The 25,119-nt window shown below is 70.6% G+C and carries 25 protein-coding genes and 1 tRNA gene; 12 read left to right on the top strand and 14 right to left on the bottom strand.

Annotation, left to right across the window (positions count from 1 at the left end):
• Positions 1–14: 14 nt before the first annotated feature.
• The 5 genes from GXW76_RS07115 to GXW76_RS07095 form a co-directional block, all read right to left on the bottom strand.
• Entirely contained in the window at positions 15–425 is a 411-nt protein-coding gene (locus GXW76_RS07115) for a hypothetical protein (RefSeq protein WP_211861305.1), read from the bottom strand.
• Positions 422–2,629, bottom strand: coding sequence for a glycosyltransferase (locus GXW76_RS07110; RefSeq protein ID WP_211861304.1), 2,208 nt, complete (start codon positions 2,627–2,629; stop codon positions 422–424). The genes GXW76_RS07115 and GXW76_RS07110 overlap by 4 nt, the downstream gene beginning before the upstream one ends.
• A 6-nt stretch (positions 2,630–2,635) precedes the next feature.
• Positions 2,636–3,355 carry a hypothetical protein gene (locus tag GXW76_RS07105; protein WP_211861303.1) on the bottom strand — a complete coding sequence of 240 codons (720 nt, stop codon included), beginning with the start codon at positions 3,353–3,355 and terminating at the stop codon, positions 2,636–2,638.
• A 976-nt stretch (positions 3,356–4,331) separates the two neighbouring features.
• Positions 4,332–4,407: transfer RNA gene (locus GXW76_RS07100), tRNA-Glu, on the bottom strand.
• A gap of 232 nt (positions 4,408–4,639) precedes the next feature.
• Positions 4,640–4,918, bottom strand: coding sequence for a hypothetical protein (locus tag GXW76_RS07095; protein WP_338150905.1), 279 nt, complete (start codon positions 4,916–4,918; stop codon positions 4,640–4,642).
• A gap of 40 nt (positions 4,919–4,958) precedes the next feature.
• On the opposite strand from GXW76_RS07095, the gene GXW76_RS07090 reads away from it, so the two are divergent.
• From GXW76_RS07090 to GXW76_RS07070, 5 genes are all read left to right on the top strand, one after another.
• The gene (locus tag GXW76_RS07090; RefSeq protein ID WP_408904312.1) at positions 4,959–5,906 is read left to right on the top strand and encodes an RluA family pseudouridine synthase; all 948 of its coding nucleotides are present in this window, start codon (positions 4,959–4,961) and stop codon (positions 5,904–5,906) included.
• A 226-nt stretch (positions 5,907–6,132) separates the two neighbouring features.
• Positions 6,133–7,017 (top strand): RNA polymerase sigma factor RpoH, encoded by an 885-nt coding sequence (rpoH, locus tag GXW76_RS07085; protein ID WP_246513990.1) that lies wholly within the window; start codon positions 6,133–6,135, stop codon positions 7,015–7,017.
• 156 nt (positions 7,018–7,173) lie between these two features.
• On the top strand, positions 7,174–7,536 hold the full coding sequence (locus GXW76_RS07080; protein WP_211861300.1) for a hypothetical protein: 363 nt from the start codon (positions 7,174–7,176) through the stop codon (positions 7,534–7,536).
• Between the two features lie 67 nt (positions 7,537–7,603).
• Complete coding sequence (locus GXW76_RS07075; protein WP_211861299.1) at positions 7,604–8,617, top strand: Vgb family protein; 1,014 nt, start codon at positions 7,604–7,606, stop codon at positions 8,615–8,617.
• A gap of 97 nt (positions 8,618–8,714) precedes the next feature.
• Complete coding sequence (locus GXW76_RS07070) at positions 8,715–9,107, top strand: c-type cytochrome (RefSeq protein WP_211861298.1); 393 nt, start codon at positions 8,715–8,717, stop codon at positions 9,105–9,107.
• Positions 9,108–9,241: 134 nt separating this feature from the next.
• Here the strand turns inward: GXW76_RS07070 and GXW76_RS07065 are convergent, their stop codons facing one another.
• The 3 genes from GXW76_RS07065 to GXW76_RS07055 form a co-directional block, all read right to left on the bottom strand.
• Positions 9,242–10,276 carry an amino acid ABC transporter substrate-binding protein gene (locus GXW76_RS07065; protein ID WP_408904311.1) on the bottom strand — a complete coding sequence of 345 codons (1,035 nt, stop codon included), beginning with the start codon at positions 10,274–10,276 and terminating at the stop codon, positions 9,242–9,244.
• 106 nt (positions 10,277–10,382) lie between these two features.
• A complete protein-coding gene (locus tag GXW76_RS07060) occupies positions 10,383–12,089 on the bottom strand; it encodes a GMC family oxidoreductase (RefSeq protein ID WP_211861297.1) in 1,707 nt (568 codons plus the stop codon).
• A 253-nt stretch (positions 12,090–12,342) separates the two neighbouring features.
• On the bottom strand, positions 12,343–13,623 hold the full coding sequence (locus tag GXW76_RS07055) for an ArgE/DapE family deacylase (RefSeq protein WP_211861296.1): 1,281 nt from the start codon (positions 13,621–13,623) through the stop codon (positions 12,343–12,345).
• Positions 13,624–13,794: 171 nt separating this feature from the next.
• Here GXW76_RS07055 and GXW76_RS07050 point away from each other — a divergent pair, with 171 nt between their 5' ends.
• From GXW76_RS07050 to GXW76_RS07035, 4 genes are all read left to right on the top strand, one after another.
• Positions 13,795–14,271: a VOC family protein gene (locus GXW76_RS07050; protein WP_211861295.1), complete on the top strand. Its 477-nt coding sequence runs from the start codon at positions 13,795–13,797 to the stop codon at positions 14,269–14,271.
• Positions 14,268–14,621 carry a DUF1428 domain-containing protein gene (locus GXW76_RS07045; RefSeq protein WP_211861294.1) on the top strand — a complete coding sequence of 118 codons (354 nt, stop codon included), beginning with the start codon at positions 14,268–14,270 and terminating at the stop codon, positions 14,619–14,621. Before GXW76_RS07050 ends, GXW76_RS07045 begins: the two co-directional genes overlap by 4 nt.
• Positions 14,622–14,626: 5 nt before the next feature.
• Positions 14,627–15,088, top strand: a complete 462-nt coding sequence (locus tag GXW76_RS07040; protein WP_211861293.1) for an SRPBCC family protein — start codon at positions 14,627–14,629, stop codon at positions 15,086–15,088.
• A gap of 102 nt (positions 15,089–15,190) precedes the next feature.
• Positions 15,191–16,243 (top strand): alpha/beta hydrolase, encoded by a 1,053-nt coding sequence (locus GXW76_RS07035; RefSeq protein ID WP_211861292.1) that lies wholly within the window; start codon positions 15,191–15,193, stop codon positions 16,241–16,243.
• A 104-nt stretch (positions 16,244–16,347) separates the two neighbouring features.
• Here the strand turns inward: GXW76_RS07035 and GXW76_RS07030 are convergent, their stop codons facing one another.
• On the bottom strand, positions 16,348–16,725 hold the full coding sequence (locus GXW76_RS07030; RefSeq protein WP_211861291.1) for an ArsC family reductase: 378 nt from the start codon (positions 16,723–16,725) through the stop codon (positions 16,348–16,350).
• A gap of 115 nt (positions 16,726–16,840) precedes the next feature.
• On the opposite strand from GXW76_RS07030, the gene GXW76_RS07025 reads away from it, so the two are divergent.
• A complete protein-coding gene (locus GXW76_RS07025; protein ID WP_211861290.1) occupies positions 16,841–17,419 on the top strand; it encodes a dihydrofolate reductase family protein in 579 nt (192 codons plus the stop codon).
• Between the two features lie 4 nt (positions 17,420–17,423).
• Positions 17,424–18,083: a glutathione S-transferase family protein gene (locus GXW76_RS07020; RefSeq protein WP_211861289.1), complete on the top strand. Its 660-nt coding sequence runs from the start codon at positions 17,424–17,426 to the stop codon at positions 18,081–18,083.
• A 29-nt stretch (positions 18,084–18,112) separates the two neighbouring features.
• Here GXW76_RS07020 and guaA read toward each other — a convergent pair whose 3' ends face one another.
• From guaA to guaB, 5 genes are all read right to left on the bottom strand, one after another.
• Positions 18,113–19,693 (bottom strand): glutamine-hydrolyzing GMP synthase, encoded by a 1,581-nt coding sequence (gene guaA, locus GXW76_RS07015; protein WP_211861288.1) that lies wholly within the window; start codon positions 19,691–19,693, stop codon positions 18,113–18,115.
• A gap of 45 nt (positions 19,694–19,738) precedes the next feature.
• Positions 19,739–20,305 (bottom strand): GNAT family N-acetyltransferase, encoded by a 567-nt coding sequence (locus GXW76_RS07010; protein ID WP_211861287.1) that lies wholly within the window; start codon positions 20,303–20,305, stop codon positions 19,739–19,741.
• Entirely contained in the window at positions 20,302–21,627 is a 1,326-nt protein-coding gene (locus GXW76_RS07005; protein WP_211861286.1) for an RsmB/NOP family class I SAM-dependent RNA methyltransferase, read from the bottom strand. The genes GXW76_RS07010 and GXW76_RS07005 overlap by 4 nt, the downstream gene beginning before the upstream one ends.
• Complete coding sequence (locus tag GXW76_RS07000; RefSeq protein WP_211861285.1) at positions 21,624–22,301, bottom strand: haloacid dehalogenase type II; 678 nt, start codon at positions 22,299–22,301, stop codon at positions 21,624–21,626. The genes GXW76_RS07005 and GXW76_RS07000 overlap by 4 nt, the downstream gene beginning before the upstream one ends.
• Before the next feature lie 133 nt (positions 22,302–22,434).
• Positions 22,435–23,940 carry an IMP dehydrogenase gene (gene guaB, locus GXW76_RS06995; protein WP_211861284.1) on the bottom strand — a complete coding sequence of 502 codons (1,506 nt, stop codon included), beginning with the start codon at positions 23,938–23,940 and terminating at the stop codon, positions 22,435–22,437.
• 190 nt (positions 23,941–24,130) lie between these two features.
• Here guaB and GXW76_RS06990 point away from each other — a divergent pair, with 190 nt between their 5' ends.
• The gene (locus GXW76_RS06990; protein WP_211861283.1) at positions 24,131–24,949 is read left to right on the top strand and encodes a class I SAM-dependent methyltransferase; all 819 of its coding nucleotides are present in this window, start codon (positions 24,131–24,133) and stop codon (positions 24,947–24,949) included.
• The last annotated feature ends 170 nt before the right edge of the window (positions 24,950–25,119 follow it).

The raw sequence follows: 25,119 nt of genomic DNA, 5'->3' as shown, positions 1-25,119 counted from the left end.
GGGCGCGACGTCCATCACGCACTCTCCGACGCAATACGCAGATGAAGATCGAATCCCGCGACGGGCCGTTCCGCGGCGTGCGCGCCTAGCGCGGCCGTCGCCGCATCGGCGGCCGCGCGCGCCGCGGCCTCGGCCTGCATCAGGGCAGCCATGGCGGCATCGAGCGCCGCATCCGTCTCGCGCAGCCGCCGCGCATCGGGACCGCGCGGCCGGGGAGATGCGGCGCCGCCGCGCGTGCCGGCGGCCGCGCGGATCGCCGCCGCGATGTCGGGCGGCAGGCTCGAACGCCGCAGCAGCAGATGCGCGAGCAGTTCCGTCCAGGATCCGGTCAGCGCCGCAACACGCTCAGCTTCCCGGGCCGTCGGCGTCGCTTCGAAAAGCGCGAGGGCCGCGCGCGCGGAAGCAGGCTCCAGCGCCAGGGTCATGCCGCCAACCGCGCGGCGCGCTGCGACACGGCGCGCCGGTAGGCGGCCTCCACGGCATCCAGCATGTGGTCCATCCTGTATTTCGTCACGAAGCTGAGGCGGGCGCCGGCGGCGAGGCGCTCGCAGGCGTCGCGATCGCGGCCGAGTTCCCTCAGCACGACGGCGATCTCGGCGGCCGCTTCCGGGCCGTCACCGATCAGGCGGCCGTCGATCCCGTCCGTGACGACCTCACCGAGGCCACCGGCGGCAAGTGCCACCACGGGCCGGCCGGCGGCCATCGCCTCGATCGCGACCAGGCCGAAGGATTCGTAGCGGCTCGGCACCAGCACCACATCCGCTTCGCGATACGCCTGCTCGAGTTCGGCGCGTGGCAGCAGGCCGAGGAAGCGCACGCGTGGATCGTGTTCCAGCGCATCGGTGCCAGTGGCGTCCATGACCATGCGCGCCGCCTCGTCCAACTCACCGCCGGCGAAGTGGATCTCGGCCTCGGGCAGTGCGCGCAGCACCTCGGCACTGGCGGAAAGGGCAAGGTCGAAGCCCTTGCGCGGCTCGAAGCGGCCCACGAACAGGATACGGAAGCCTTCGCGGCGCGGGGCGGGGGCCGCATCCTGCAACAGGTCCGCCGTGCCGTGCGGGGCCAGCGCCACGCGATCCGGCGCGATGCGGATCCCGTAGGCCTGCTCGACATCCGACAGGATCGCCTGCGAATTGGCCAGCAGCAGCGGCACCGAGAGCAGCGCGCGGCGCTCGGCCGCGATCATGCGCTGGACCATGAAGTGGTCGTAGAGCGGGCGCGCCAGCCATTCCGGCTTGTGCGGGCGGGCGAGCGCATAGGTCGTGTGCAGCGACATGACCAGCGCGATCTCCCGATCGTCGAGGCAGGCCAGCGCCTCGAGGTCCCAGACCGGGAAGGAGACGACGTCGAGGCCGAAGCCCTTGATCGCCTGCACTTCCCGCCAGACGCGGCGGTTCCAGGCGGCGATATTGGGCGGCAGGTCATGGGCGAGCATGGGCGCCGCCGCGCCGTCGGCCTCCGGCAGCAGCGCGTGGATCCAGATCCCACCGGCGAAGCGAAGCGATTCGCGATCCTCCGCGCGGGTGATGACGTGCACGGCGTGACCGCGCGCGGCGAGGCCGGTCGCGACGGCCTCCGTCCAGCGGGCGATGCCGGCTTCTGCGGCGGGCGGCCAGCCCTGGCTGACCATGCAGATGCCGAGACCTCCCTCGACGCGGGGCAGCGGACAGAAGGGTTCCGGTGCGGCTTCGGGCTCCAGGTGGCCGCCCGGAGCGGCGCCGCGGCTGCGGGCCAGGGTCTCCCCGTCCGCGATGCCGGCCTCGAGATCCTGGTCGAGCGAGGCGCGATGCGCGGGACGGATCAGCCCTTCCTTTTCGTGCCAATGGTTCGAATCCAGCAGTTCGCGACGGTATTCGGCGAGCGCTTCCGCCGCCCCGTCGATGCTGTTCGGCGCGCCGTGGCGCATCACGAAATAGGCCTTGCTGACCGCGGAGGGATAAAGGGTGCGCGCGATGCGCCGCGTGTCGCGGATATGGCTCGGCGCGAACTGGTGGAAGACCAGCGCCGTGGGTTCATAGACCACGCGGTGCCCCGCATCGACGAGGCGCAGGCACACATCCGTCTCGTCCAGCAGGTAGGCGAAGGCGTGGTCGAAGCCGCCGATGGCCGCCAGCGCATCGCGCCGAAAGGTGGAGTTGGTGCCGAGCAGGCTCGGGTAGAGCGGTGTGCCAGGGCGGTTCAGCGGGCGCTCGTCGAAGAAGTCCGAGACGTGATGCGCGCGCCCATACCTGTCGCAGACCGTCTTGCGCGCCTGGTAGCGCAAGCCGGTGTTGTCGACCGTGAAGCCGCCGACGGCAGCGACGGCGGGGTCGCGGTAATGGGGCAGGATGCGCGCGAGCCAGTTGGGATGCGGCACGGCGTCGTCATCGAGGAAGGCGACGATATCCCCCGAGGCGGCGGCGATCCCGATATTGCGCGAGACGGAGAGGTTCCGCTCGGCGCAGTCGCGCCGCTTGATCCGGCCGCGCCAGCGATCGAGCACGGCTTCCGTACTGTCGGTGGACGGGCCGTTGACGACCACGACCTCGAGCGGTGCGTGCCGCAGGCCGCTGATGCCGAGCAGCGCATCCTGCAGCAGGTTGCCGCGGTCGCAGGTGTTGACGATGACGGAGACCGAGGGGACAGCCATGGCGGTTCACCGCGCCTCGGCAAGAAGGACCATGAGGTCCGTGTTGGCCCGGGCGAACTCCTCTCGCCCGATCAGGACGAGGGCGACGTCCCGCCGCCGCGGGCAGGCGCGCAGGAGTTCGAGGGTTTCCTCATTCGAGGCAGGGCCGCGATGCAGCAGCAGGGCAAGGAGAAGGATCACATCCTCGCGCGTCGGTGGCAGGTCGAGGGGGTCGGCAACCGGAGCGTCCGTTGCGAGCAGGGCCGGTGCGGCACCGCGGGCGCCGGCTACGGCCACGATGTGCTGGTGCAGATCCTCGGCCGCGCCGCCGAGGGCGAGGGCGGAACGGTAGATCGCCTCCGCTTGCGCGGTCTTGCCCTGTTCCTTCAGGCAGTGCCCGTATTGGGTGACGTAGCCGTAATGCAGCGGGTAGAGTTGGAGGCAGCGCCAGTAGAGCAATTCCCCGCGCGCGAAGTCCCGCGCGTCGCGGGCCGCGTCGGCGTCGGCGACAAGGGCGCGGAACTCCGGGTCCCGCCCGGCCGCGGCAAGAGTGGCGGCGACGGCGGCGGGACGGGAGCCGAGATTGCGCGGCAGGTCGCGCAGCGCGGCCATCGCGGCCTCGGCCTGGCCGGCGCCGAACAATGCGTCGGCGTGGGCGAGGTCGTCAGTCCAGGCCGGCTGGTCCGCAGCCGGGGAACCCGCGCTCGTCGCACCGGAAGGAGGAAAGGGGACGATGGTCATATTCACGGAAGACCCTCCCTGCCCTGCATGACGGCGCAAGCTTTTACATGCAAAAGCATGTATTTCCTCGTCGATGGTGAATGCCGCATAACCCAGCCATCATGACTTTTGGTTTAGATAGCATTCTGCTGATACAACGTTGGGTGTCAATCTGCCCAATGAACTCGCGTGGATGGAAAATTCCGCCCGACGCCAGGATGAAGGTGGGATTAAATATTTCGCGTTCGCGCGGATCGAACCGCATGAAATTCGCGACAGATTAACGATAATTGGACGAACGGCTCGGGGCGGTTTCCACATGGGTGCAAGCCGCCCCGGCCATGGTTGTCGCGCGCATCTTCACGCATACGGCTGATGCCCGCCGGATGCGATCGGCTCGAGGCGCCGAGTGGCAACGGCCTCGCGACACCGGCAGCGCTTTCCGGCGCTGCCAGCACCCACATACTCGCCGCCCCCGCGAGGCGGCTGGCGCTTCCACAACAGCGCATCACCATTCTCGCAGAGAGGCCGATGCCGGTGGAAAAGGGTTGGATTAAGTCGCGAGGGTCGCTTCTGCGGGCCGACGGGAAGGCACTGACTGTCGGCCGTGCCGCCGTCCGACTTCTATCCAATCCCGCGGCCCTCGAGGCGCTCGCCGGCGATGGCTTGGCCGTCTGGCTGGCAGGAACTCGAATGGAGACCACCACGGTGGCGTGCCGCCGCTGCGGCGCATCCGGCTAGCCATGGACGGCGAAGGCGACTGGACCCAGGCGGTCAATGTGTTCAAGCGCGGACGGCGGACGAGCCGCCGACAGGGCGGCCCCATTCGCCCTGACCCAGTGAGCCGCGATCGTCCCCGACCCGAGCAACAGCCTCAGCGAACTCCTGAGGCCACGAAGAAACCCGATCTCGGTGCCCCGCACGTCCCACACAATCCCGGGATGGCCGTTGGGGAAATATTAGGGAAGCCGGCCGAGCCGTGGAGCCAACCCATTGAAAAGGTTGGCGTCCCCTAGGGGATTCGAACCCCTGTTACCGCCGTGAGAGGGCGGTGTCCTAGGCCTCTAGACGAAGGGGACCCGGGCCGGAGGCGCGCTTCTACCCGCGTCCCCGCCGGTGATCAAGCACCCTTCTCGCAGAAATCTTCACGCGCCTTCGCCGCGGGGCACCAGCGTCGGCGGCGCGCTTCCGCGCAACGCGCCTTTCCCCCGGAACCGGCACACAATATCCACGTCAAGCGAAGCCCCCGCCGCCGCCAGCGCGGCCTTTACCTCGACAGACAGGACCCCGCCCGGCGGCCACCCACGCGCCTCAGTCGCGCAGGCGGATCTCGCCGGTGCGACGGCCGCTCGCCGGATCCACCAGGATCACCCTCTCGCCTTCCGGCCGCGCGACCCATATGGCCAATGCGCGGTCCGTCGCGGCGATGCCGGCGATTCGCGCCCCCTCCGCCTCGCCGAGCGAGACCGACATGACAGCCCCCCCCGCCGGCGGCCCGCCAAGCCGCTGGACGAGCAGCACCGCCAACGCCACGGTGCCGCCCACGATCAGCACCCCCATCCCGATCACCAGAGCCTTGAGCCCAGCCACCCCATCCCCCTCATCCGCCGCCGGCGAACGTATCGAAGCCATCGTGCCGCCCGAGGCCGCCGGCGCCCGCGCCGACCGCTTCCTGGCCGACGCCATAGGTTCGCTCTCGCGCTCCCGGGTCAAGGCGCTGATCGAAGCCGGCCACGCCACCCGCGACGGCGCGCCCATGACCGATCCGTCCGAATCGGTCCGCGCCGGCGCGCGCTACGTCGTCACCATCCCGCCCGCGGTGCCGGCGACGCCGCAGGCGCAGGACATCCCGCTGACCATCCTCTTCGAGGACGCCGACCTGATCGTGCTGGACAAGCCCGCGGGGCTCGTCGTCCACCCCGCCCCCGGCAACCCCGACGGCACGCTTGTGAACGCGCTGCTCGCCCATGCGGGGGACGACCTGCCGGGCATCGGCGGGGAGAAGCGGCCCGGCATCGTCCACCGGCTGGACAAGGACACCTCCGGCGTCATGGTGGCGGCCAAGACCGAACGCGCACACCGCGCCCTGTCGGAGGCCTTCGCCGCCCGCGACCTGGACCGCGCATACCTGGCCCTGGTCTGGGGCCTGCCGAAGGAAGCGCAGGGCGAGGTCTCGGCCCCCATCGGCCGCCACCCTGGCGATCGCAAGCGCATGGCGGTGGCCGAACGCGGCAAGCCCGCCACCACCCGCTATGCCCTGCAGCGCGCCTGGGGCGCGGCCGTGGCGCTCGTGGAATGCCGGCTGCTGACCGGCCGGACCCACCAGATCCGCGTCCACATGGCCCATATCGGCCATCCCTTGGTGGGGGACCCGGTCTATCTCCGCCGCACCCCCGCCGCCGCCCGGCTGCTGCCCGGCGCGACGCGGGATGCGCTGCTCGCCTTCCCCCGCCAGGCCCTGCATGCCGCGACGCTGGGCTTCCGCCACCCGGTGACCGGCCAGGCGCTCTCCTTCTCGAGCCCCCTGCCCGCGGACCTGGCCGAATTGATTGCGTTACTGGATGGTAACGGCCAGTAACCCGACTATTGCAGTCGGTTTTTCTTGCGCCTCGGCGAGGCCCGGGCTACAAACCGACGTCGGATTCCGAAGGGCGCCAATAAGTGCCCCGTCCGGCCAGCCTCGACGTGACCGGGGCAGGCGGCCCTGGTTCGGGCCCTTAGGAAGGCGACGCAACGAGACTTAGGACCGCTTGCGGGCACCGCCGTCACGGGGTGGCCCGCCTGGTCAAGGAGGCAGATGACCCATGGCTTCCAGCATGGCCATCCCGATGGCGACCGAAGGAAACCTCTCCCGCTACCTGCAGGAGATCCGCAAATTCCCGATGCTGTCGCCCGAGGAGGAACTTTCCCTCGCGCGGCGTTGGAAGGATGAGGGCGACGAACGCGCCGCCCACAAGCTTGTCACCTCGCACCTGCGCCTCGTGGCGAAGATCGCCATGGGCTATCGCGGCTATGGCCTGCCGGTCGGCGAACTGATCTCCGAAGGCAATGTCGGCATGATGCAGGCGGTGAAGCGCTTCGACCCGGAGCGTGGCTTCCGCCTAGCCACCTACGCCATGTGGTGGATCCGCGCGGCCATTCAAGAATACATCCTGCACTCCTGGTCGCTCGTGAAGATGGGCACCACCGCGGCGCAGAAGAAGCTGTTCTTCAACCTGCGCCGGCTCAAGGCGCAGATGTCCGCGCTCGAGGAAGGCGACCTCAAGGACGAGCAGGTGGCGAGGATCGCCCATGTCCTCCAGGTGCCCGAGCAGGACGTGATCAACATGAACCGGCGCCTCGCGAGCGCGGACCACAGCCTGAACGCCCCCGTCCGCGCCGACAGCGAGGGCGAGTGGCAGGACTGGCTGGTCGATGACAGCGAGAGCCAGGAGGACGAGCTCGCCGAGCGGCAGGACATGACCAACCGCCGCGACCTGCTCAACGGCGCACTCAAGACGCTGAACGATCGCGAGCGCCACATCCTGGTCGAGCGCCGCCTCAAGGAGGATCCGACGACGCTGGAGGAACTCTCCCAGCAATACGGCATCTCCCGCGAGCGCGTCCGCCAGATCGAGGTGCGTGCCTTCGAGAAGCTGCAGAAGTCCATGAAGCAGCAGGTCGTGGAGCGGCGCCTGTCGATCGGCTGACCGGCCGCGCAAGTGCGAAGCATTTCAGGCGGCGGGGCGACCCGCCGCCTTTTCGTTGCAGTTTCCGCTCGCGGGCGGCGGCGCGGTGCCTAGACTGCGCGCGGGCCGCCTCGATCCGGGGCGTGGCGGCCTGCCCTCGCACCAAGGATGACCGCGATGCCGCACCTGTCCCGCCGCCTGATGCTGGCGGCGCCCCTGTTCGCCGCCGTGGCGCGCCCCGCCGCGGCCCAGTCGCCTTCCGTCATGCTCTTCCGCGTCGTGTCGCCGCGGGATGAGATCTTCATCGGCCTCACCCCTGCCGAACTCGACGCGATGGGCACCGGGCCGGAGGTCGAGCGCATCGCCCGCAAGCTCGTCGCCGACGGCCAGGTCGGTGCCTGGCGCTACGCCGTCGGCCGCGCGCCGGACGGCTCCACGCGCTTCGCTGCCATCGGCCGCATCGCGATCCTGCGGCAGGAGACCTACCGCATCGAGCCCTACATGCCTGCCCTACCGGTCGCGCCACCGCCCGCGTCCTGACGTTCCGCTTGCGTCACGCGGGGACTGCACCAAGATCCTGGTTGGCCATGCCACCGGGAGGATCGCCATGTTCCGTCGTGACGTCTTCGCCCTCGCCGCCGCCGCGGCGGCGACACCGCTGCTGGGCCGGGAGGCCCGCGCCAGCACCCCGCCCGGCTACCGCGTCACCTGGTACAACGCGCGCACCGAGGGCTCCGGCCGCGTCGGCTCGCGCGACGTCACCGCCGCCGGCGACGGCACGTTCTGGTTCTGCGGCCAGCGCAACGGCACGCTGAACCGCCTGGACCCGCGCAGCGGTGCGATCCGCGTCGTCAACCTCGGCCAGGGGGCGGCGCCGCACGGCGTCATCCGCGGGCCGGACCGCGCCGCCTGGGTGACGGAAGGCGGGCAGAATGCCATCGCCCGCGTCGATCCCTCCGACCACCGCGTCAAGCTCTGGCGCCTGCCGGAACGCTTCGCCAACGCCAACCTTAACACCGGCGTCTTCGATGACCGCGGGACCTACTGGTTCACCGGCCAGAACGGCGTCGTCGGGCGCCTCGTCCCCGCGACCGAGCGGATGGACGTGTGGGAGGCACCGCGCGGCCGCGGCCCCTATGGCATCACGAAGACGCCGCAGGGGACGGTCTGGTACGTCTCCCTCGCCGGCAATCACCTGGCGCAGATCGACACCGAGGCCACGACGGCCGAGGCGCTGCGCGTGCGTATCGTCGATCCGCCCACGCCGAACCAGGGCGCCCGCCGCGTCTGGACCGACAGCCGGGGCCGGCTCTGGATCAGCGAGTGGAACAGCGGGAACGTCTCGGTCCACGACCCGATGTCGGGGCGCTGGGGCGTGTGGAAACTGCCGGGCGACCGGCCGCGCTGCTACTCCGTCTGGGTCGATCCCTCGGACAAGGTGTGGCTCACCGACTTCACGGCCAATGCGATCGTGCGCTTCGACCCGATGACGGAAAACTTCCTGTCCTTCCCGTCGGACCGGGCGGGGGCGAATGTGCGCCAGATGGACGGCGTCGCGGGCGAGGCATGGGGCGGGGAAAGCGGGACCGACCGGATCGTCAGGATCGAGTACGGGCTGTGACGGAGAACAAGGCCGGGGGAGGAGAACCTCCCCCGAACCCCCTCCCTTCTTTGTCCGTCGGCAAGGCGTGCCCGGCGCGCCGGGTGCGCCCATCCAGGTGAAGAAAGAAGGAGGGGGGATTCGGGGGGAGTTCACTCCCCCCGACCTCCTGGCGGCAGCCCTCGCGATCGCATGGCTCGCAAGCCCGGCGCTCGCCCAGGACGGCCGCGCCGCCTTCGAGACCCGCTGCGCGTCCTGCCATGCCGCCGAGACCTCCGCCCCGCCCGGCCCCGGCCCGAATCTCGCGGGCCTCTCCGGCCGCCGCATCGCCGGCGATGCGCGCTTCGACTACTCGCCCACCCTGCGAGGCGCGAGCGGCACCTGGACCGCGGAACGGCTCTCGGAATTCCTGGACGATCCGGAGGAAATGTTCCCCGGCCTCTGGATGGGCGGGAACGGCGTGCACGATGCGGCCACGCGCCGCGCGATCGTCGATTACCTGATGCGGTAGGGCAGATCCCGATCAGGTGGAATCACCTGATCGGGTGAAGATGCTCGCGAAGACAAAGGCCTGGAGCGGCTGCCGTGAGCCTCCGCGCCCGGAAGCCGATCCAGGGGCGCGTTGCCGCGCCCCCGCCCGTCACCTCAGCGAATGGGCGGCGCGTAGTGCAGGCCGCCATTGTTCCAAAGGTTGTTCACCCCGCGCGGGATGCCGATCGGCGTGATGTTGCGCTCGTACATCTCGCCGTAGTTGCCGACCTGGCGGATGATCCGCACCGCCCAGTCGTTCTCCAGGCCCATGGACCGGCCGAGGTCGCCGGTGCGGCCCACGAAACGCTGGATGTCCGGGTTGGTCGTGGTGCGGGCGACCTCCTCGATGTTGCCGCTGTTCAGGCCCAGTTCCTCGGCGGCGATCTGCGCGAAGAGCGTCCAGCGCACGATGTCGAAGAAGCGCCAGTCGCCCTTGCGCACCGCCGGGCCAAGCGGCTCCTTGGAGATGATCTCGGGCAGCAGCACGAACTCGTTCGCGTCCGTCGTGCGCGTCGCGCGGAAGGAGGCGAGCGAGGAGGCGTCATTGGTGTAGGCGTCGCAGCGGCCCGCGACGAAGGCAGCGCGGATTTCCTCCGCCTGCTCGATCACCACCGGGGTGAAGCGCATGCGGTTGGTGCGGAAGTAGTCGGTCAGGTTCAGCTCGGTCGTGGTGCCGGGCTGCACGCAGACCGTCGCGCCGTCGAGCTGCCGGGCCGAGGTGATGTTGGAGGACCGGCGCACCATGAAGCCCTGGCCGTCGTAGAAGTTGATGCCGGCGAAGACGAGGCCGAGCTGTGTCTCGCGCGCCATCGACCAGGTGGTGTTGCGCACCAGGATGTCGATCTCGCCCGATTGCAGCATCGGGAAGCGCTGCACCGTGGTGTTCGGCACGAAGCGGACCTTGGTCCCGTCGCCGAGGATGGCGGCGGCGACGGCGCGGCAGGTGTCGACGTCCAGGCCGCGGAATTCGCCGCGGCTGTCCGGCACGGCGAAGCCCGGCGCATTCACCGAGACGCCGCAGATCAATTGCCCGCGGGCGCGGATGGCGGCGACGGTGTCGGCCGGCGCGGTCTGCGCCTGCGCGTGCCCGGCCCAGGCGATCACCGCCGCGGCCGCAACACCCGCGATCCGGGTGCCGAGTTTCATCATGCTTGGGTCTCCCATGGTCGTTCCCGGCCGCCCCTGTCGCGGCCGGTCCGAGAGGCAGCATGCCCGTGCCCGCGGCACCCCGCCAAGTGTCTGTCTGCGCGGCGTGTCAGGCCGGCTCCGAAAGGATGGCGTCGGCCATCTTCTCGGCCGTCATCAGCGTCGGGAAGTTGGTGTTGGCCGAAGGCACCACGGGGAAGACCGAGGCATCCACCACGCGCAGCCCCGCCACGCCGCGCACCCGGCCGGCGGTGTCCACCACCGCCATCGGGTCGGTGTCCGCCCCCATGCGGCAGGAACAGGAGGCGTGCCAGACGCCGATCGTCGCCTTGCGGATGAAGGCTTCCAGCGCTTCCTCGTCCTCCATCACCTCCCGGAAGCGGAAGCCCTCGATGACGAAGCGGTCGATGAAGGCGCTGCGCAGCGCCGCCGGCCCGTCGAGGAACTTCGCGATGATCGAGGTGAGGATGCGGTTCTTCGTGTTCACCACGCCGATCCGCCGCACCCGGTCGGAATAGGCCGCGGGGAATGGATCAGCGGTCACGGCCGCGAGCGGCGGGCTGAGGTTCAGCGCCGCGGCGAGCCGGAAGCCGATCATCAGCCGCTCGAGGTCGCGCCGGTCCGAGAGCAGGTTGAACTCGACATCCGGATGCGCCCGCCAGTCGGTCGAGACCAGCCGCACCTGGCCGCGCTGGGAATAGGTCTTGTTCACCCAGGTCAGCATGGAGCCGACCTGTTCGCCCACCGCATGCCATGCCGACTTGGAAGCCACGGACATGAACATGTCGCCGGCGGGAGCACCCTCGATGCCCGAGGAGAAGCGCAGCCCCACCAGCATGTGGCGCCGGAGCTGCGTCTGGTTCAGCCGCGCCTCGGGGCGGATGAAGCAGGAGAGCGAGATGGCCGGATGGTCCATCAGCCCCTGCCCCACGCCGGGCAGGTCGGCGCGCACCTCGATGCCGTGCTCCTTCAGGTGCGCCGCCGGCCCGATGCCCGCGCGCATGAGGTGCGCCGGCGAATGGATGGCGCCGGTGCAGAGGATGACCTCGCGGCCGCGGAATTCCTGTTCCTGCCCCTTCACCAGGGCGCGGATGCCGGCGCAGCGCGTGCCTTCGAAGATCAGGCCCATCACCTGGGTCTCGGTGGACAGCGTCAGGTTCGGGCGCTTGCGCGTCTCGGCATCGAGGTAGCCGATCGCGGCCGAGACGCGCGTCTCCGTCACGTTCACGGTCAGCGGGAAATAGCCGTCCTCGAAGGCGCCGTTCTGGTCGGGCAGGGGCTTGAAGCCGGCCTGGCGGAAGGCTTCGGCCGCCGCCTTCGAGTGCGCCGGCCATTGGGCTTCCGGCACGCGGCGGACCGGGATGCGGCCTTCGCGGCCGTGCCATTCATTGTCGAAGTCGAGGTCGCGCTCGACCTTGCGGAAGTAGGGCAGCACGGCATCCCAGTTCCACCCGGCGGCGCCGCGCGCCTCCCATTCGTCGTAGTCGTGCGGCGCGCCGCGGTTGGCCATCTGCCCGTTGATCGAAGACCCGCCGCCGAGCACGCGCGCCTGTTCGTACTTGCGCAGCGGCGGCCGGTCGGCGTTCGGGTTGTTGTGGGAGACGACCTGCGTGCGGACCTTCAGTTCGGTCCAGTGGAAGCGCGGGTCGAAATAGGCCTGGCCCGGATAGGTATCGAGGATCGTCGCCGGTTCCTGGCCCGGCGGCGTGTCGGGGCCGGCTTCGCAGAGCAGCACCTTGTTGGCGCCGGGCGTGGAGAGCCGATGCGCCAGCACCGAGCCGGCGGAGCCGCCGCCGACGATGATGTAGTCGTACAATGTCGTCTTCCCCGAGTGGTCCCGCGGCAGGAGACCATCGACCGGGGCGGGGAGAAAGCCCCCCAGGGGCGCTACGAGAGGGGCGCCGCCCCTCTCGGGCTCTCCCCGCCAAAGGCCGAAAGGCCTTTGGAAACCATTTTCCGCGGGTCCAGGGGACCGTCGTCCCCTGGTGGGGGAGCTTGAGGGGGCAAAGCCCCCTCAACACGCCCGCCGCGCAAGGACGGGAGCCGCGAACGGCGAGCGCGCGCCTTGGTCAGCTCACCGGGCGCAGCCCGCACCAATCGGCGATGAAGGTCGCGATCGTCCGGGTGCAGGTGCGGAGATCCTCGATCGACGTACGTTCGTCGAAACCGTGCGCCACTTCGCCCTTCGGGCCGTAGCAGAGGCCCGGGATATCGAAATAGAGCCCGTAATACCGCGCGTCGTTCACCGCCGTGGTGCGGCGTTCCGGCATCTCCCCGCCATGCACGGAGGCATGCGCGGCGGCGAGCACCGCTTCCGCCTCGCTGCCCGGCTCGAGCACGTAGGGATCGGTCTGGAAGCCGGTCCAGACGATCTCGGGCGGGTTGTTGGCCATGAAGCCGTCGCCCTTGGCGGCCTGCTTCACGCAGGCCTCGATGCCGGCCATCGCCTGCTCCGGCGTGGTGCCGGGCACCAGGCCGATGCGGCAATCCACCTCGCACCAGGCGGGCGTGGAGGACGCCCAGTCGCCGCCGCGGATGATGCCGGGGTTGAACTTGATCGGGTCCTTGATGTCCGCATACCAGGGGTTGGACTTCGCGGCCTCGTTCAGCGTCCTGGTATGCGCATAGAGCGCGTTGATCAGCGCATAGGCCGACATGATGGCGTTGGTGCCGTCCTGCGCCACCGCGACATGCACCGGCACGCCGCGCACGCGCAGGCGGAACCAGATGGTGCCGGTCTGGGTGCGGGTGATGGTGTGGCCGGTGGGCTCGGGCACCAGCGCGGCCTCGGCGCGGTAGCCGCGCAGCAGCGCCGCGAGCGCGCCGTTGCCGGTGCTCTCCTCCTCCGTCACCGTCTGGACGTAGACGTCGGCGGCCGGCTCGAAGCCCGCGGCGCGGATGGCATCCATGGCGAAGACCATGCAGGCGACGCCGGCCTTCATGTCATGCGCGCCGCGGCCGTACATCCAGCCGTCGCGGATCACGGCGGCATAGGGCGGATGCGTCCACATCTCGTGCGGGCCTTCGGGCACCACGTCGATGTGGCCCTGGAGGATCAGGCTGCGGCCGGTCGGGTTCCTCGGCCGGTGCGCGGCGACGACCTGCACGCTGCCGGCGGGATCGACGCCGACCATCGGCGCCATCTTCGGATGGTCCGGCACATCGGCGAGGGTGAAGCGGTCCACCGCATAGCCCCGCTGCGCCATCTGCCGCGCGAACCAGTCCTGCAGCGGCGCCTCCCGCCCGCGCAGGGAAGGGAAACGGACCAGTTCCTGGAGGAACTCCACCTGCCGGTCGAATGCGGCATCGATGGCGGCGGAGATGCGGGAACCGGCTTCAGTATCAGGCATGTCGGCGGGGCTTCCTCGTGGATCGGCGTCGGTGACGAAACCCCCATGCTAGACCGCGCGCCGAACCGCGCCAGCCCTGCGCCGCCGCCTCGTCACGCGGAGGTGACCCCGGCATGCTTGCACAACACTAAACTGTTCGGTTAATCTTTCCGTGTCCCGGAAGGAAATGCCATGACGACCGACACCGTGATGCCATGTCTCTGGTTCAACGACGCCGCCGAGCAGGCGGTACGGCACTACTGCGCCGTGGTCCCCGGCTCCGCGATCCGCAACGTGGTGCGCCACGCGGACGGCTCCGCCTTCATCGTGGAATTCGACCTCGGCGGCCGACCCTGCATGGCGTTCAACGCGGCGCGGGACGCAGCCTTTACGCAAGCGATTTCCCTGGTCGTCACCTGCGCCGACCAGGCGGAACTCGACCGAGTGTGGGATGGGCTGCTCGAAGGCGGCGCGCCGCAGCGCTGCGGCTGGCTGACCGACCGCCACGGCGTCTCCTGGCAGGTGGTGCCCGCCAGCCTCGGGGAGATGATGCGCCAGGGCGACGCGGCGCAGCGCGGGCGCCTGATGGCCGCGCTGATGCCCATGGTGAAGCTCGACATCGCAACACTGAAGGCCGCCTGGGCGGCCGAGGAAGGAGCAATCGCATGACCTATGTGGACGGCTTCGTTCTGGCCGTGCCGAACGCGAAGCGCGAGGCCTATCTCCGCCACGCTGAGCAGGTCGCCCCGCGCCTCCGCGAGCACGGCGCGCTCGCCTTCGTCGAGTGCTGGGGCGACGACGTGCCGGAAGGCAAGCTCACCTCCTTCCCCATGGCGGTGAAATGCGAGCCGGAGGAGACGGTCGTCTTCTCCTGGGTCACCTGGCCGTCGAAGGAGGTGCGCGACAAGGCCTGGGCCGCGATCATGGCCGACCCCTCGATGCGGATGGATCCCGCGAACATGCCCTTCGACGGCAAGCGCATGATCTATGGCGGCTTCCGCGCCATCCTGGAGCACTGAGCACGATGCACGACCCGAACCTCGACCTGGTGCTGGAGCGCGAGATCGCCCTCCCCGTCGCCCCGCTCTGGGCCTGCTGGACGCGGCCGGACTTGCTGAAGCAGTGGTTCTGCCCCCTGCCCTGGCGCGTCACGGAAGCGGAGATGGAACTCCGCCCCGGCGGCATCTTCTCCACCGTGATGCGCGGACCGAACGGCGAGGAGCACCCGAATATCGGCTGCTTCCTCGAAGTGGTGCCGGAACGCCGCCTGGTCTTCACCGACGCGATGCTGCCGGGCTTCCGCCCCGCGGCCGAATCCTTCATGACCGGCGTCGTCGTCTTCGAGCCGAACGGCAAGGGCACGCGCTACCGCGCCTCCGCCCTGCACGCGACGGCCGAGGCGCGCGAGAAGCACGAGGCGATGGGCTTCCACGAGGGCTGGGGCAAGGCGACGGACCAGCTCGTGGCGCTGGCGCGCAGCCTCTGATGCGCGGCGCGTGCGCCGGGTCACGCGCCGCGCGCCGATCGCGATGGACAGGGCGGGGATGGCGGGACTTCACTCGGCCCCGGGACCGGAAGGGCCACCGCCATGCGCCTGCTCCACTTCGCGACCAACCGCCTCTGGGACCGCATGGACGGCACCTTCGGCTTCGTGCCCGAGGATCCGCCGGACCGGCTCTGGCTCGGTACGGTGAAGGTCGGCGTCTCCGCGGATCCGCTGATCGACGGCAAGTGCAGCCCACCGGATGTCTCGGGCTTCGACGATTTCGCGGGGCCGGCGGGGCGCGACGGCGCGGCGATGGATGTGCTGGCGGGCTGGTTCGCGGTGGCGCGCGCGCGGGATGCGTTGCCACTGCTCTACGTGCACGGCTTCGACTACGATTTCGGCGAGGCCTGCGCGCGTGCCGGCAACCTCTGCGACTGGCTCGAGGCGAGCGGCGAGTTGCGGCTCGAACCGCTGGCCTTCACCTGGCCGAGCAACGGCATCACCGGCAGTTCCGCCTACAAGGACGACCAGAAGGACTGCGCGGCGTCGGGCCCCGCGCTGGCACGGCTGATCCATGCGATCGGCAAGGCCGCGGCGGGTCATGCCGGACGCAAGCCGGCCTACCTCGCGCATTCGATGGGCGCGCGTGCGACCCGCTTCGCGATGGAGGCGCTGGCGATCGGCGCGGAGGCGCTGCCCGAGCGCCTGTTCGGCCAGGCCATCGTCATCGCGGGGGACGACGACACGGATGTGCTGACGCCGCCGCGCGCGCCGCTGCGGCCGATCGCGGAGATCGCCGACTGGGTGACGCTCGGCGTCTATCCGGGCGATGCGACGCTCGCCGTCATCAGCGAGAAGGTGGAGAACAGGAAGCCGCGCCTCGGCGCCGACGGGCCCGGCACGGTGCCGCATCCGGACGACCGCATCTACGTGGTGGACTACGCCTATGCGGTCTCGGCCAAGCCGGAGGCGATCGGCACGACGGAATGGAACTACGTCGCGCACCAGTACTATCGGAACGATCCGCGCGTGCGGAAGGACCTGGTGCAGGCGCTGTCCGGCGTGGCACCCGAACTGGTGGCGGGCCGCCACTGGGGCAAGCCCGACCCCGCCGTCGGCCTCAGCGAGAAGGCGGGGCGGCTTTACGTCGTCTGATCCCGGCGGCCCATATCATCGACCACCGGGATCGATCGACCTGCCCTCGGGCGCCGGGCGCCGGGCGACGCGCATCCGCGCGGCCTGGCTGCGCCGACCGCAGGTCAGGACATGGGGTGGCCGGCATGAGCCCCGAGCGCCTGCGCGTAGCGCGCGGGGTCGAAGCCGACCAGGATCTCCTTGCCGATCACCAGCACCGGCCGCTTGATCATGCCCGGCTGGGCGAGCATCAGCGCGATCGCCTTCGCCTCCGTGAGATCCTGCTTCCCGGCCTCGGGCAGCTTGCGGAAGGTGGTGCCGGCGCGGTTGAGCAGCTTCTCCCACCCGGCCTTCCTCGCCCAGGCTTCCAGCGTGGCGCGGTCGATGCCGGCCACCTTGTAGTCATGGAAGGCGTGCGCGACGCCGTGGCCCTCGAGCCAGGCGCGCGCCTTCTTCATCGTGTCGCAGTTCCTGATGCCGTGGATGGTGACGGGCTCGGTCAAGGTCGGGCTCCTGGCAGTCCGGTGGGTCGCGCGATCCTACGCCGATACTCGCCGCCTCGGCACTTGGGGCCGGCGCCGCCGGCCCGGCGCTGACACTTCGGGAGGAGACGCCGCTATGGCCCTGCTGGTCCTGTCCAGTTTCACAAGCCTCGACGGCTACATCGAGAAGCCGGGCGGGCAGTTCGCGCCCCCGCCCTGGTCGGACGAGGTCGAGCGCGAATGGTCGCTGCGGGCGATGGCGCGCGCGGGACACCTGCTCTACGGGCGGGTGAACTTCCTGTTCAACAAGGGATTCTGGAGCGTGGCCGAAACCGATCCGGCCAGCGTCGCCGCCGGCATCTCCTATGCCGGCACGATGAACCGGCTGCCGAAGACCGTGGTCTCGCGCACGCTCACCGGCGATCCGGGCTGGAACGGGCGCGTCGCCGGGCCGGATCTTGCCGCCGAGGTCGCGCGGCTGAAGCGGGAAGCGCCAGGCGACGTCTTCGCCTTCGGCGGCGCTGGGCTCGCGAACAGCCTGCTCGCGCATGACGTGGTGGACGAGTTGTGGCTGATGATCACGCCGCTCCTGTTCGGCAGCGGCAAGCGCCTGTTTGCCGACGGGCGGCCGGAGGCGGCCTTCACGCTGACCGAGACGAAGGCGTTGGGCACGGGTTCCGTCATTCTCCGCTACCGCCGCGCGCGGGAGGGCTGAACCCATGGCACTGACACTCTTCGCGCATCCCTTCTCGGCCTACTGCCAGAAGGCGCTCGTCGCGCTCTACGAGAACGCGACGCCCTTCGAGTTCCGCTTCGTGAACCTCGGGGAGGAGGCCGATGCGGCCGCGCTCGCCGCGCTGTGGCCGTTCCGCAAGTTCCCCGTGCTGGTGGACGGCGCGGCCATGGTGCCGGAGGCGTCGATCATCATCGAGCACCTCGACCGCCACCACCCCGGCCCCGTGCGTTTCCTGCCGGAGGACTCCGATGCGGCGATCGAGGCGCGGCTGATCGACCGCGTGGTGGACAACTACCTGATGACGCCGATGCAGAAGGTGGTGCTGGACGCCATCCGCCCGCCCGAGGCGCGCGACGGCTTCGGCGTGGACCAGGCGCGGGCGGTGATCGGGACGGCCTATGCCTGGCTCGATGCGCGGCTGGCCGGGCGCAGCTGGGCTGCGGGCGAAGCCTTCAGCCTGGCCGATTGCGGCGCCGCGCCCGGGCTTCTCTACGCCGATTGGGTGGCGCCCATCCCCGAACGCTTCGCGGCGCTCCGCGCCTACCGCGCACGGCTGCTCGCGCGCCCATCCTACGCGCGCGCATTGGATGAGGCGCGGCCATACCGGCACCTGTTCCCGCTGGGGGATCCGGGGCGGGATTGAGGCGCCGCGGGGCTGTCACGCCCCTCGGTTCATTCCCACTCGATCGTCCCGGGTGGCTTCGAGGTGACGTCGTAGGTCACCCGGTTGATCCCCCGCACCTCGTTGACGATGCGGTTCGACACCCGCGACAGGAACGCCATGTCGAAGGGATAGACATCCGCCGTCATGCCGTCGGTGCTCGTCACCGCGCGCAGCGCGCAGGCCTGGTCGTAGGTGCGGCCATCGCCCATCACGCCCACGGTGCGCACCGGCAGCAGCACCGCGAAGGCCTGCCAGATCGCGTCGTAGAGGCCGGCGTTGCGGATCTCCTCGAGGAAGACGGTGTCCACCTTGCGCAGCAGGTCGGCCTTGTCGCGCGTGACCTCGCCGGGGATGCGGATGGCGAGGCCAGGCCCCGGGAAGGGATGGCGCCCGACGATCTCCTCCGGGATGTCCAGTTCGCGGCCGAGCGCGCGCACCTCGTCCTTGAACAGTTCGCGCAGCGGCTCGACCAGCTTCATGCGCATGGTCTCGGGCAGGCCGCCGACATTGTGGTGCGACTTGATCGTCACGCTCGGCCCGCCGGTGGCGGAAACGCTCTCGATCACGTCCGGATAGAGCGTGCCCTGCGCGAGGAAATCCGCGCCGCCGAGCTTGTTCTGCTCCTCCTCGAACACCTCGATGAACAGGCGCCCGATGGTCTTGCGCTTCACCTCCGGGTCGGTGACGCCGGAAAGCTGGCCGAGGAACAGGTCGCTCGCGTCCCGGTGCACCAGGTGGATGTTGAAGCGGTCGCGGAAGGTGGCGACGACCTGCGCGCTCTCGTTCGCCCGCATCAGCCCGTGGTCCACGTAGATGCAGGTGAGCTGGTCGCCGATCGCCTCATGGATCAGCACCGCGGCGACGGAGGAATCGACGCCCCCCGACAGCCCGCAGACCACCCTGCCCTTGCCGACCTGCGCGCGGATCTTCGCGACCATCTCGGCGCGGAAGGCCCCCATGGTCCAGTCGCCGGTGCAGCCGCAGATGCCGTGGGTGAAGTTCCGCAGCAGCGCCGCGCCGTGCGGGGTGTGCACCACCTCCGGGTGGAACTGCACGCCGTAGAAGTGGCGCGCATCGTCGGCGATGACGGCGAAGGGCGCGCCGTCGCTGACCGCCACGGGGCGGAAGCCCTCGGGCAGGCGCGTCACGCGGTCGCCGTGGGACATCCACACCTGTTCGCGCGCGCCGGGCGCCCAGACGCCCTTGGTCAGCGCGCTCTCGTCCATCACCTCGACGAAGGCGCGGCCGAATTCGCGGTGGTCATGCGGTTCGACAGTGCCGCCGAGCTGCGCTGCCATCGCCTGCTGCCCGTAGCAGATGCCGAGGACCGGCACGCCGAGCCGGAAGACGGCATCCGGCACGCGGGGGCTTTCGCCCTCCGTCACGCTGGCCGGCCCGCCGGACAGGATGATGCCCCGCGGCGCGAAGGCGCGGATGCGGTCCTCGGGGGCGTGGCTGTAGGGCCAGATCTCGCAATAGACCCCGGATTCCCGCAGGCGGCGCGCGATGAGCTGCGTCACCTGGCTACCGAAGTCGAGGATCAGCACATGTTCGTGCCGGGGGACGGAATCAGGAATCGGGTCGGCCATGGCGGCTTCCAGCACAATGCCGGGCCGTCGGCAAGGACCCTCGCGCTACCTCTCGCCCGCCGGGGCGGTCGCCGCGAGCAGCGACTCGATCGGATCCCAGACGAAGGCCGCCTGCTCGACCGGCTGGCCGGCGACGCGGATCACCTCCCGCGCCGCCTCCTTGCCGCCGAGGCGGCGGTAGAACCAGCGCGTCGGATTCTCCGCCAGCACCCAGAGCATGGCGGAATGGCACCCGACGGCCCGCAGATGCGCCCCCATGGCGCGCATGAGGCGGCGCCCCGCCCCCCTCTCCCGCCAATCCTCGAGGAGGTAGAGCGTCTCCACCTCCCCCTCCGCCAGCCCGGCACGGCGCGCCCGCCCGCCGGAGGCGAAGCCCACCACCGTGGTGCCCATGCCCTGCGCATCCGCCCCGCCGGCCACGGCGACGAAGACCGCATGGCCCTCGCGCCGGTCCAAAATGGCCCGCTGGTAGAAGCCCGCCAGCCGGAGCGCCGACAGGCCGGCCAGATATTCCGCAGGCAGGATGCCCGCATAGGTCGAGCGCCAGACCGCCGCGTGGATCTCCCCGATCGCCTGCGCATCGGCAGGGCGGGCGCGGCGGATGCTGATCACGTGGGGCGTTCCAGCACGGCGCAGAAGAAGCCGTCCGTGCCCTGGGCGCCGGGCGAGAGGGTCAGCCACGGCCCGGCGCAGGGCGGCGCCATGCCCGGCACCAGCGCGGTCCACAGCCTCTCCAGGGGCACCGGCGCGAAACCGGTGCTGCGCGCCAGGAAGCGCTCCATCTGCTCCTCGTTCTCCTGCGGCAGCAGGGAACAGGTAGCGTAGATCAACCTGCCGCCCGGACGCACCAGTTCTGCGGCTTTCCCCAGAATCTCATGCTGCAACGCGACAAGTTCCGCGAGGTCCTCCGGCCGCGTGCGCAGCCGCGCATCGGGGTTGCGCCGCCAGGTGCCGGTGCCGGTGCAGGGCGCGTCCACCAGCACGCGGTCGAAGCTGCCGGCGCGGCGCTTGGCCCAGCGGTCGCCGGAGGCGAGCAGGTGCCGCTCGGCATTGTCCACCCCGGCGCGGCGCAGGCGCCGGGCGGCGCCCTCGAGCCGCGGGGCGGAGGTGTCGCATGCGGTGATGCGGCCGCGATTGCCCATGGTCGCCGCCATGGCGAGCGTCTTGCCCGCCGCCCCCGCGCAGTAGTCGGCAACCCGCATCCCCGGCCGCGCATCCGCCAGCAGGGCGATGAGCTGGCTGCCCTCGTCCTGCACCTCGATGAGCCCGCCCTTGTAGGCGGCGCTGCCCGTCACCGGGCGCCGCGCGGGCAGGCGCAGCCCCCATGGGGAGAACGGCGTGGGCGTGGAGGCGATGCCTTCCGCCGCCAGCGCGGCGGCGGCGGCGGCCCGGTCGGTGCGCAGCAGGTTGGCGCGCAGGTCGAGCGGCGCCTCCGATTCCAGGGCCGCGGCCTCCCGCGCCAGGGTCTTCCCGAAGCGGGCGGCGAGCGCCGGCAGGACCCAGTCCGGCAGGTTCAGCCGCGCGGAGTCCGACATGGCAGGATCGACCAGCGCGCGCCCGGCCAGCGCGGCCGCGGCGCGGCGCTCGGCCGCATCCAGCGCCGGCGGGCCGTAGTGGGACCCGTCGAACACCGCCTCCGCGGCCTGCCTCGCGACGCCGTCCACCAGCAGCATCTGCGCCAGCAGCAGCAGGCGCGGCGTCGGCGCCATGCCGATCCGCGCGAGATGCCAGTCGAGCCGCAGCCGCTGCCGCACCACGCCCCAGGCGAATTCGGACACGGCGCGGCGGTCCCCGCCGCCGATGAAGCGGCGGGCGCGGAAGAAATCGCTCGCGACGGCATCGGCCGGGCGGCGCCTCGCCTCGGGCGCGAAGCATTGTTCCTCGAGCACCGCGAGCAGAGCGATCGCGGCGGCAGCACGGGCAGAAGGGGTCACGCCAGCAGGTCGGGCAGGCCGGAGAGGTCGGGCAGCACCGCCACCTCGGCGGCGGCCAGGCCGTACTCGTCGGGCGAGCCGGTCCGGTCCACGCGCACCACATCCATGTTGCAGGCATGCGCCGCCTGGGCGTCCCAGGCATTGGCGGACACGAAGACCAGCCGGTCCGGCGGGCAGCCGAACTGCCGTGTCGCCAGCCGATAGACGCGCGGGTCGGGCTTGAAGACGCCGACCTCCTCCACGCTCAGCACCTCGTCGATCAAGGGCGCGAGGCCGGAGGCCCTCAGCGCGGCCTCGAGCATCCCCGGCGTGCCGTTGGACAGGATCGCGGTGGCGATCCCTTGCTCCCGCACGGCTTCGAGCATGGCGGGCACTTCAGGATAGGCGGGCAAGGTGCGGTAAGCCTCCATCAGATCCTTCGCCAGGCCGCGATCGTCGATGCGGTTCCGGGCGAGGACGAAATCCAGTGCGTCACGGGTGCAGAGCCAGAAATCCTCGTGGTGCGCCGCGCCGGTCAGGCTGCGCACCCAGGTGTATTCGAGCTGCTTCGACCGCCATTCGGCCGAAAGTGATTCCCACCGCGCGCCGAGCCGCTCCGCGTGCCCGGCCATCGCGGCATTGACGTCGAGCAGCGTTCCGTAGGCATCGAAGACGACCGCTTCCGGCGCAGGCATGTCGGCCTTCCCTGACTGGGCCGCCAAGGATGGCCGAGAAAAGGGCGCCTCGCCAACCATTCCGCTGCCGTCCGCGCCGCTCGCGCCGCCGTCCGGACGCTCACGAATTCGCGAGCGTCCCGGCGGCCGGGGGTCAGCCCTCCACGCGGTAGTTCGGCGCCTCCCGTGTCACCGCCACGTCGTGGACGTGGCTTTCCCGCAGCCCCGCGCCGGTGATGCGGCGGAAGCGGGCATTGCTCTGCAGGTCGGGAATGGTGGCGCAGCCGGTGTAGCCCATGGCCGCGCGCAGGCCGCCCACCATCTGGTGCAGCACCGCGCCGACCGGGCCCTTGTAGCCGACGCGGCCTTCCACGCCTTCGGGCACCAGCTTCAGCGCGTCCTGCACCTCGGCCTGGAAGTAGCGGTCGGCGCTGCCGCGCGCCATGGCGCCGAGCGAGCCCATGCCGCGATACGACTTGTAGGAGCGGCCCTGGTAGAGGAAGACCTCGCCCGGCGCCTCGTCGGTGCCGGCGAAGACGCTGCCCATCATGGCGCAGTCCGCCCCGGCGGCGATCGCCTTCGCGAGGTCGCCGCTGCTGCGGATGCCGCCATCGGCGATCGAGGGCACGCCCTTCTCCCGCGCCGCCGCAGCACTTTCCATCACCGCGGTGAGCTGCGGCACGCCGACGCCGGCGACGATTCGCGTGGTGCAGATGGAACCGGGGCCGATCCCGATCTTCACCGCATCCGCGCCGGCCTCGATCAGCGCCAGCGCGCCTTCCGGCGTGGCGACATTGCCCGCCACCACCTGCACGGAGTTGGACAGGCGCTTGACGCGCTCGATCGCCGCCAGGACGCCGGCGGAATGGCCATGGGCGGTGTCCACCACCACCACGTCCACATCGGCGGCGACCAGCAGCTCGGCGCGGCGGAACCCGTCCTCGCCCACGCCGGTTGCGGCGGCGACGCGCAGGCGGCCCATCGCGTCCTTCACCGCGTTCGGGTTGGCCTGGGCCTTGTCCATGTCCTTGACGGTGATCAGCCCGACGCAGCGATAGGCGTCGTCCACCACCAGCAGCTTCTCGATGCGGTGCTTGTGCAGCAGCGCCCGCGCCTGGTCCGGCGTCACCTCCGGCGAGGTGGTGATCAGGTTCTCCCGCGTCATCAGCTCATAGACCCGGAGGTTCGGGTCGGTGGCGAAGCGGACGTCGCGGTTGGTGACGATGCCGACCAGGCGGCCCGTGCCGCGCTCGGTCACCGGGATGCCGCTGATGTGGTACCGGTCCTGCAGGGCGCGGACCTCGGCCAGCGTCTGGTCCGGGTGGACCGTCACCGGGTTCACCACCATGCCGGATTCGAACTTCTTCACCTGGCGGACCTGCGCGGCCTGCTCCTCGGGCGAGAGGTTCTTGTGGATCACGCCGATGCCGCCGGACTGCGCCATGGCGATGGCCATGTTCGCTTCCGTCACCGTGTCCATGGCGGCGGAAATCAGCGGGATGTTGAGCGTGATCTCCCGCGTCATGCGCGTGCGCGTGTCGGTCTGCGCCGGCAGGACGGTGGAAAAGGAGGGCACCAGCAGAACGTCGTCGAAGGCGTAGGCCTCCTCGATCATGCGGAGGCCAGGACGGGGGGATTCAGGGGTGCTGTCGGGAGCCATGGGGGACCTTTCGCGATCCGTACCTTGGCGGCCCTCCTTAGTCGGCCGGGGCGCGGCAGGCAAGCGCGCGACGCGGGAAGGAGTGCGGCAAGGGCCACGGGGCAGGCCCGCGGGTGCCGAGGATCTCCTTCGGAACGCAGGCGGATCGTGACATCATGCCCTTGCAAGCAAATTCACCGAAGGCCAGGCCATGACCGAGACGGTATCGCGCCACTACGCCGGGAACCTCGACCTGGCGGGCGTCATCGCCGAAAGCCTGCGCAAGGCCGGCAAGGACACCGACAGGCTCGGCACGACGGATCTCGCGACGGTGGACGAGTTCCACATCCGCGGCCGCAAGGCGACGCTGGAACTGGCGGGATCCCTGGGGCTGACGGCTTCCTCCCACCTGCTCGACATCGGCAGCGGCCTGGGCGGGCCGGCCAGGACGGTCGCGGAGGCGCTCGGCTGCCGCGTCACCGGCATCGACCTGACACCGGCCTTCTGTGACGCCGCGACGGCGTTGAGCGGATGGGTCGGGCTGGGGGACCGCGTCGACTTCCGGCAGGGCGACGCCACGAGCCTGCCCTTCGCCGACGGATCCTTCGACGCCGCGATGACGATCCACGTGGCCATGAACATCGCCGCAAAGGACAGGATGTATGCGGAGGCCAGGCGCGTCCTGAAGCCCGGCTCTCTTTTCGGCATCTACGACGTGCTGCAGGGCGAGGGCGGGGAGGTCCTTTTCCCCGTTCCCTGGGCCCGGGAGCCTTCGATCAGCCACCTCGCCACGCCGGAGGAGATGGTCGCACTGCTGCAAGGCGCCGGCTTCGAAATCCTGTCCTCCAGGGATTCCACCGAGGAAAGCCAAGCCTGGTTCGAGGGCGTCGCGCGGCACATGACGCGGGAAACGCCGGCGGTGACGTTCCAGCTCTTTCTCGGGAACGACTTTCCGGCGATGGCGCGCAACCAGGTGGCGAACCTCGAGAAACGCCGCATCCGGACAGTGAGCTATGTCTGCCGCGCCTGATGCCGCCTGGGCACGACCATGAATTCATCGGCAGGGCCGGGCGGCCTGGCGCGTGGGGGCTGGTGGGGCGGCCGCGCGCGAGACCACGGCCCCGATGTCGGCCGGCTGCAAGGCTGGGCGGCGCCGGGTGGCGCCGGGGACCGCAGCGGAAAGGCCGGATCGCGCAGGTC

Source organism: Neoroseomonas soli, assembly GCF_018129065.1.
Taxonomy (GTDB): domain Bacteria; phylum Pseudomonadota; class Alphaproteobacteria; order Acetobacterales; family Acetobacteraceae; genus Neoroseomonas; species Neoroseomonas soli.
The sequence above is the reverse complement of the archived record's forward strand: the minus strand, read 5'-3'. Positions and strand labels throughout refer to the sequence as shown.

What these genes read in the sequence shown, in the direction of transcription:
- GXW76_RS07115 (WP_211861305.1), bottom strand. Translation starts at nt 425, where the DNA reads ATGACCCTGGCGCTGGAGCCTGCTTCCGCGCGCGCGGCCCTCGCGCTT.
- GXW76_RS07110 (WP_211861304.1), bottom strand. Translation starts at nt 2,629, where the DNA reads ATGGCTGTCCCCTCGGTCTCCGTCATCGTCAACACCTGCGACCGCGGC.
- rpoH (WP_246513990.1), top strand. Translation starts at nt 6,133, where the DNA reads ATGGCTTCCAGCATGGCCATCCCGATGGCGACCGAAGGAAACCTCTCC.
- GXW76_RS07080 (WP_211861300.1), top strand. Translation starts at nt 7,174, where the DNA reads ATGCCGCACCTGTCCCGCCGCCTGATGCTGGCGGCGCCCCTGTTCGCC.
- GXW76_RS07075 (WP_211861299.1), top strand. Translation starts at nt 7,604, where the DNA reads ATGTTCCGTCGTGACGTCTTCGCCCTCGCCGCCGCCGCGGCGGCGACA.
- GXW76_RS07065 (WP_408904311.1), bottom strand. Translation starts at nt 10,276, where the DNA reads ATGATGAAACTCGGCACCCGGATCGCGGGTGTTGCGGCCGCGGCGGTG.
- GXW76_RS07055 (WP_211861296.1), bottom strand. Translation starts at nt 13,623, where the DNA reads ATGCCTGATACTGAAGCCGGTTCCCGCATCTCCGCCGCCATCGATGCC.
- GXW76_RS07050 (WP_211861295.1), top strand. Translation starts at nt 13,795, where the DNA reads ATGACGACCGACACCGTGATGCCATGTCTCTGGTTCAACGACGCCGCC.
- GXW76_RS07045 (WP_211861294.1), top strand. Translation starts at nt 14,268, where the DNA reads ATGACCTATGTGGACGGCTTCGTTCTGGCCGTGCCGAACGCGAAGCGC.
- GXW76_RS07040 (WP_211861293.1), top strand. Translation starts at nt 14,627, where the DNA reads ATGCACGACCCGAACCTCGACCTGGTGCTGGAGCGCGAGATCGCCCTC.
- GXW76_RS07035 (WP_211861292.1), top strand. Translation starts at nt 15,191, where the DNA reads ATGCGCCTGCTCCACTTCGCGACCAACCGCCTCTGGGACCGCATGGAC.
- GXW76_RS07025 (WP_211861290.1), top strand. Translation starts at nt 16,841, where the DNA reads ATGGCCCTGCTGGTCCTGTCCAGTTTCACAAGCCTCGACGGCTACATC.
- GXW76_RS07020 (WP_211861289.1), top strand. Translation starts at nt 17,424, where the DNA reads ATGGCACTGACACTCTTCGCGCATCCCTTCTCGGCCTACTGCCAGAAG.
- guaA (WP_211861288.1), bottom strand. Translation starts at nt 19,693, where the DNA reads ATGGCCGACCCGATTCCTGATTCCGTCCCCCGGCACGAACATGTGCTG.
- GXW76_RS07000 (WP_211861285.1), bottom strand. Translation starts at nt 22,301, where the DNA reads ATGCCTGCGCCGGAAGCGGTCGTCTTCGATGCCTACGGAACGCTGCTC.
- guaB (WP_211861284.1), bottom strand. Translation starts at nt 23,940, where the DNA reads ATGGCTCCCGACAGCACCCCTGAATCCCCCCGTCCTGGCCTCCGCATG.
- GXW76_RS06990 (WP_211861283.1), top strand. Translation starts at nt 24,131, where the DNA reads ATGACCGAGACGGTATCGCGCCACTACGCCGGGAACCTCGACCTGGCG.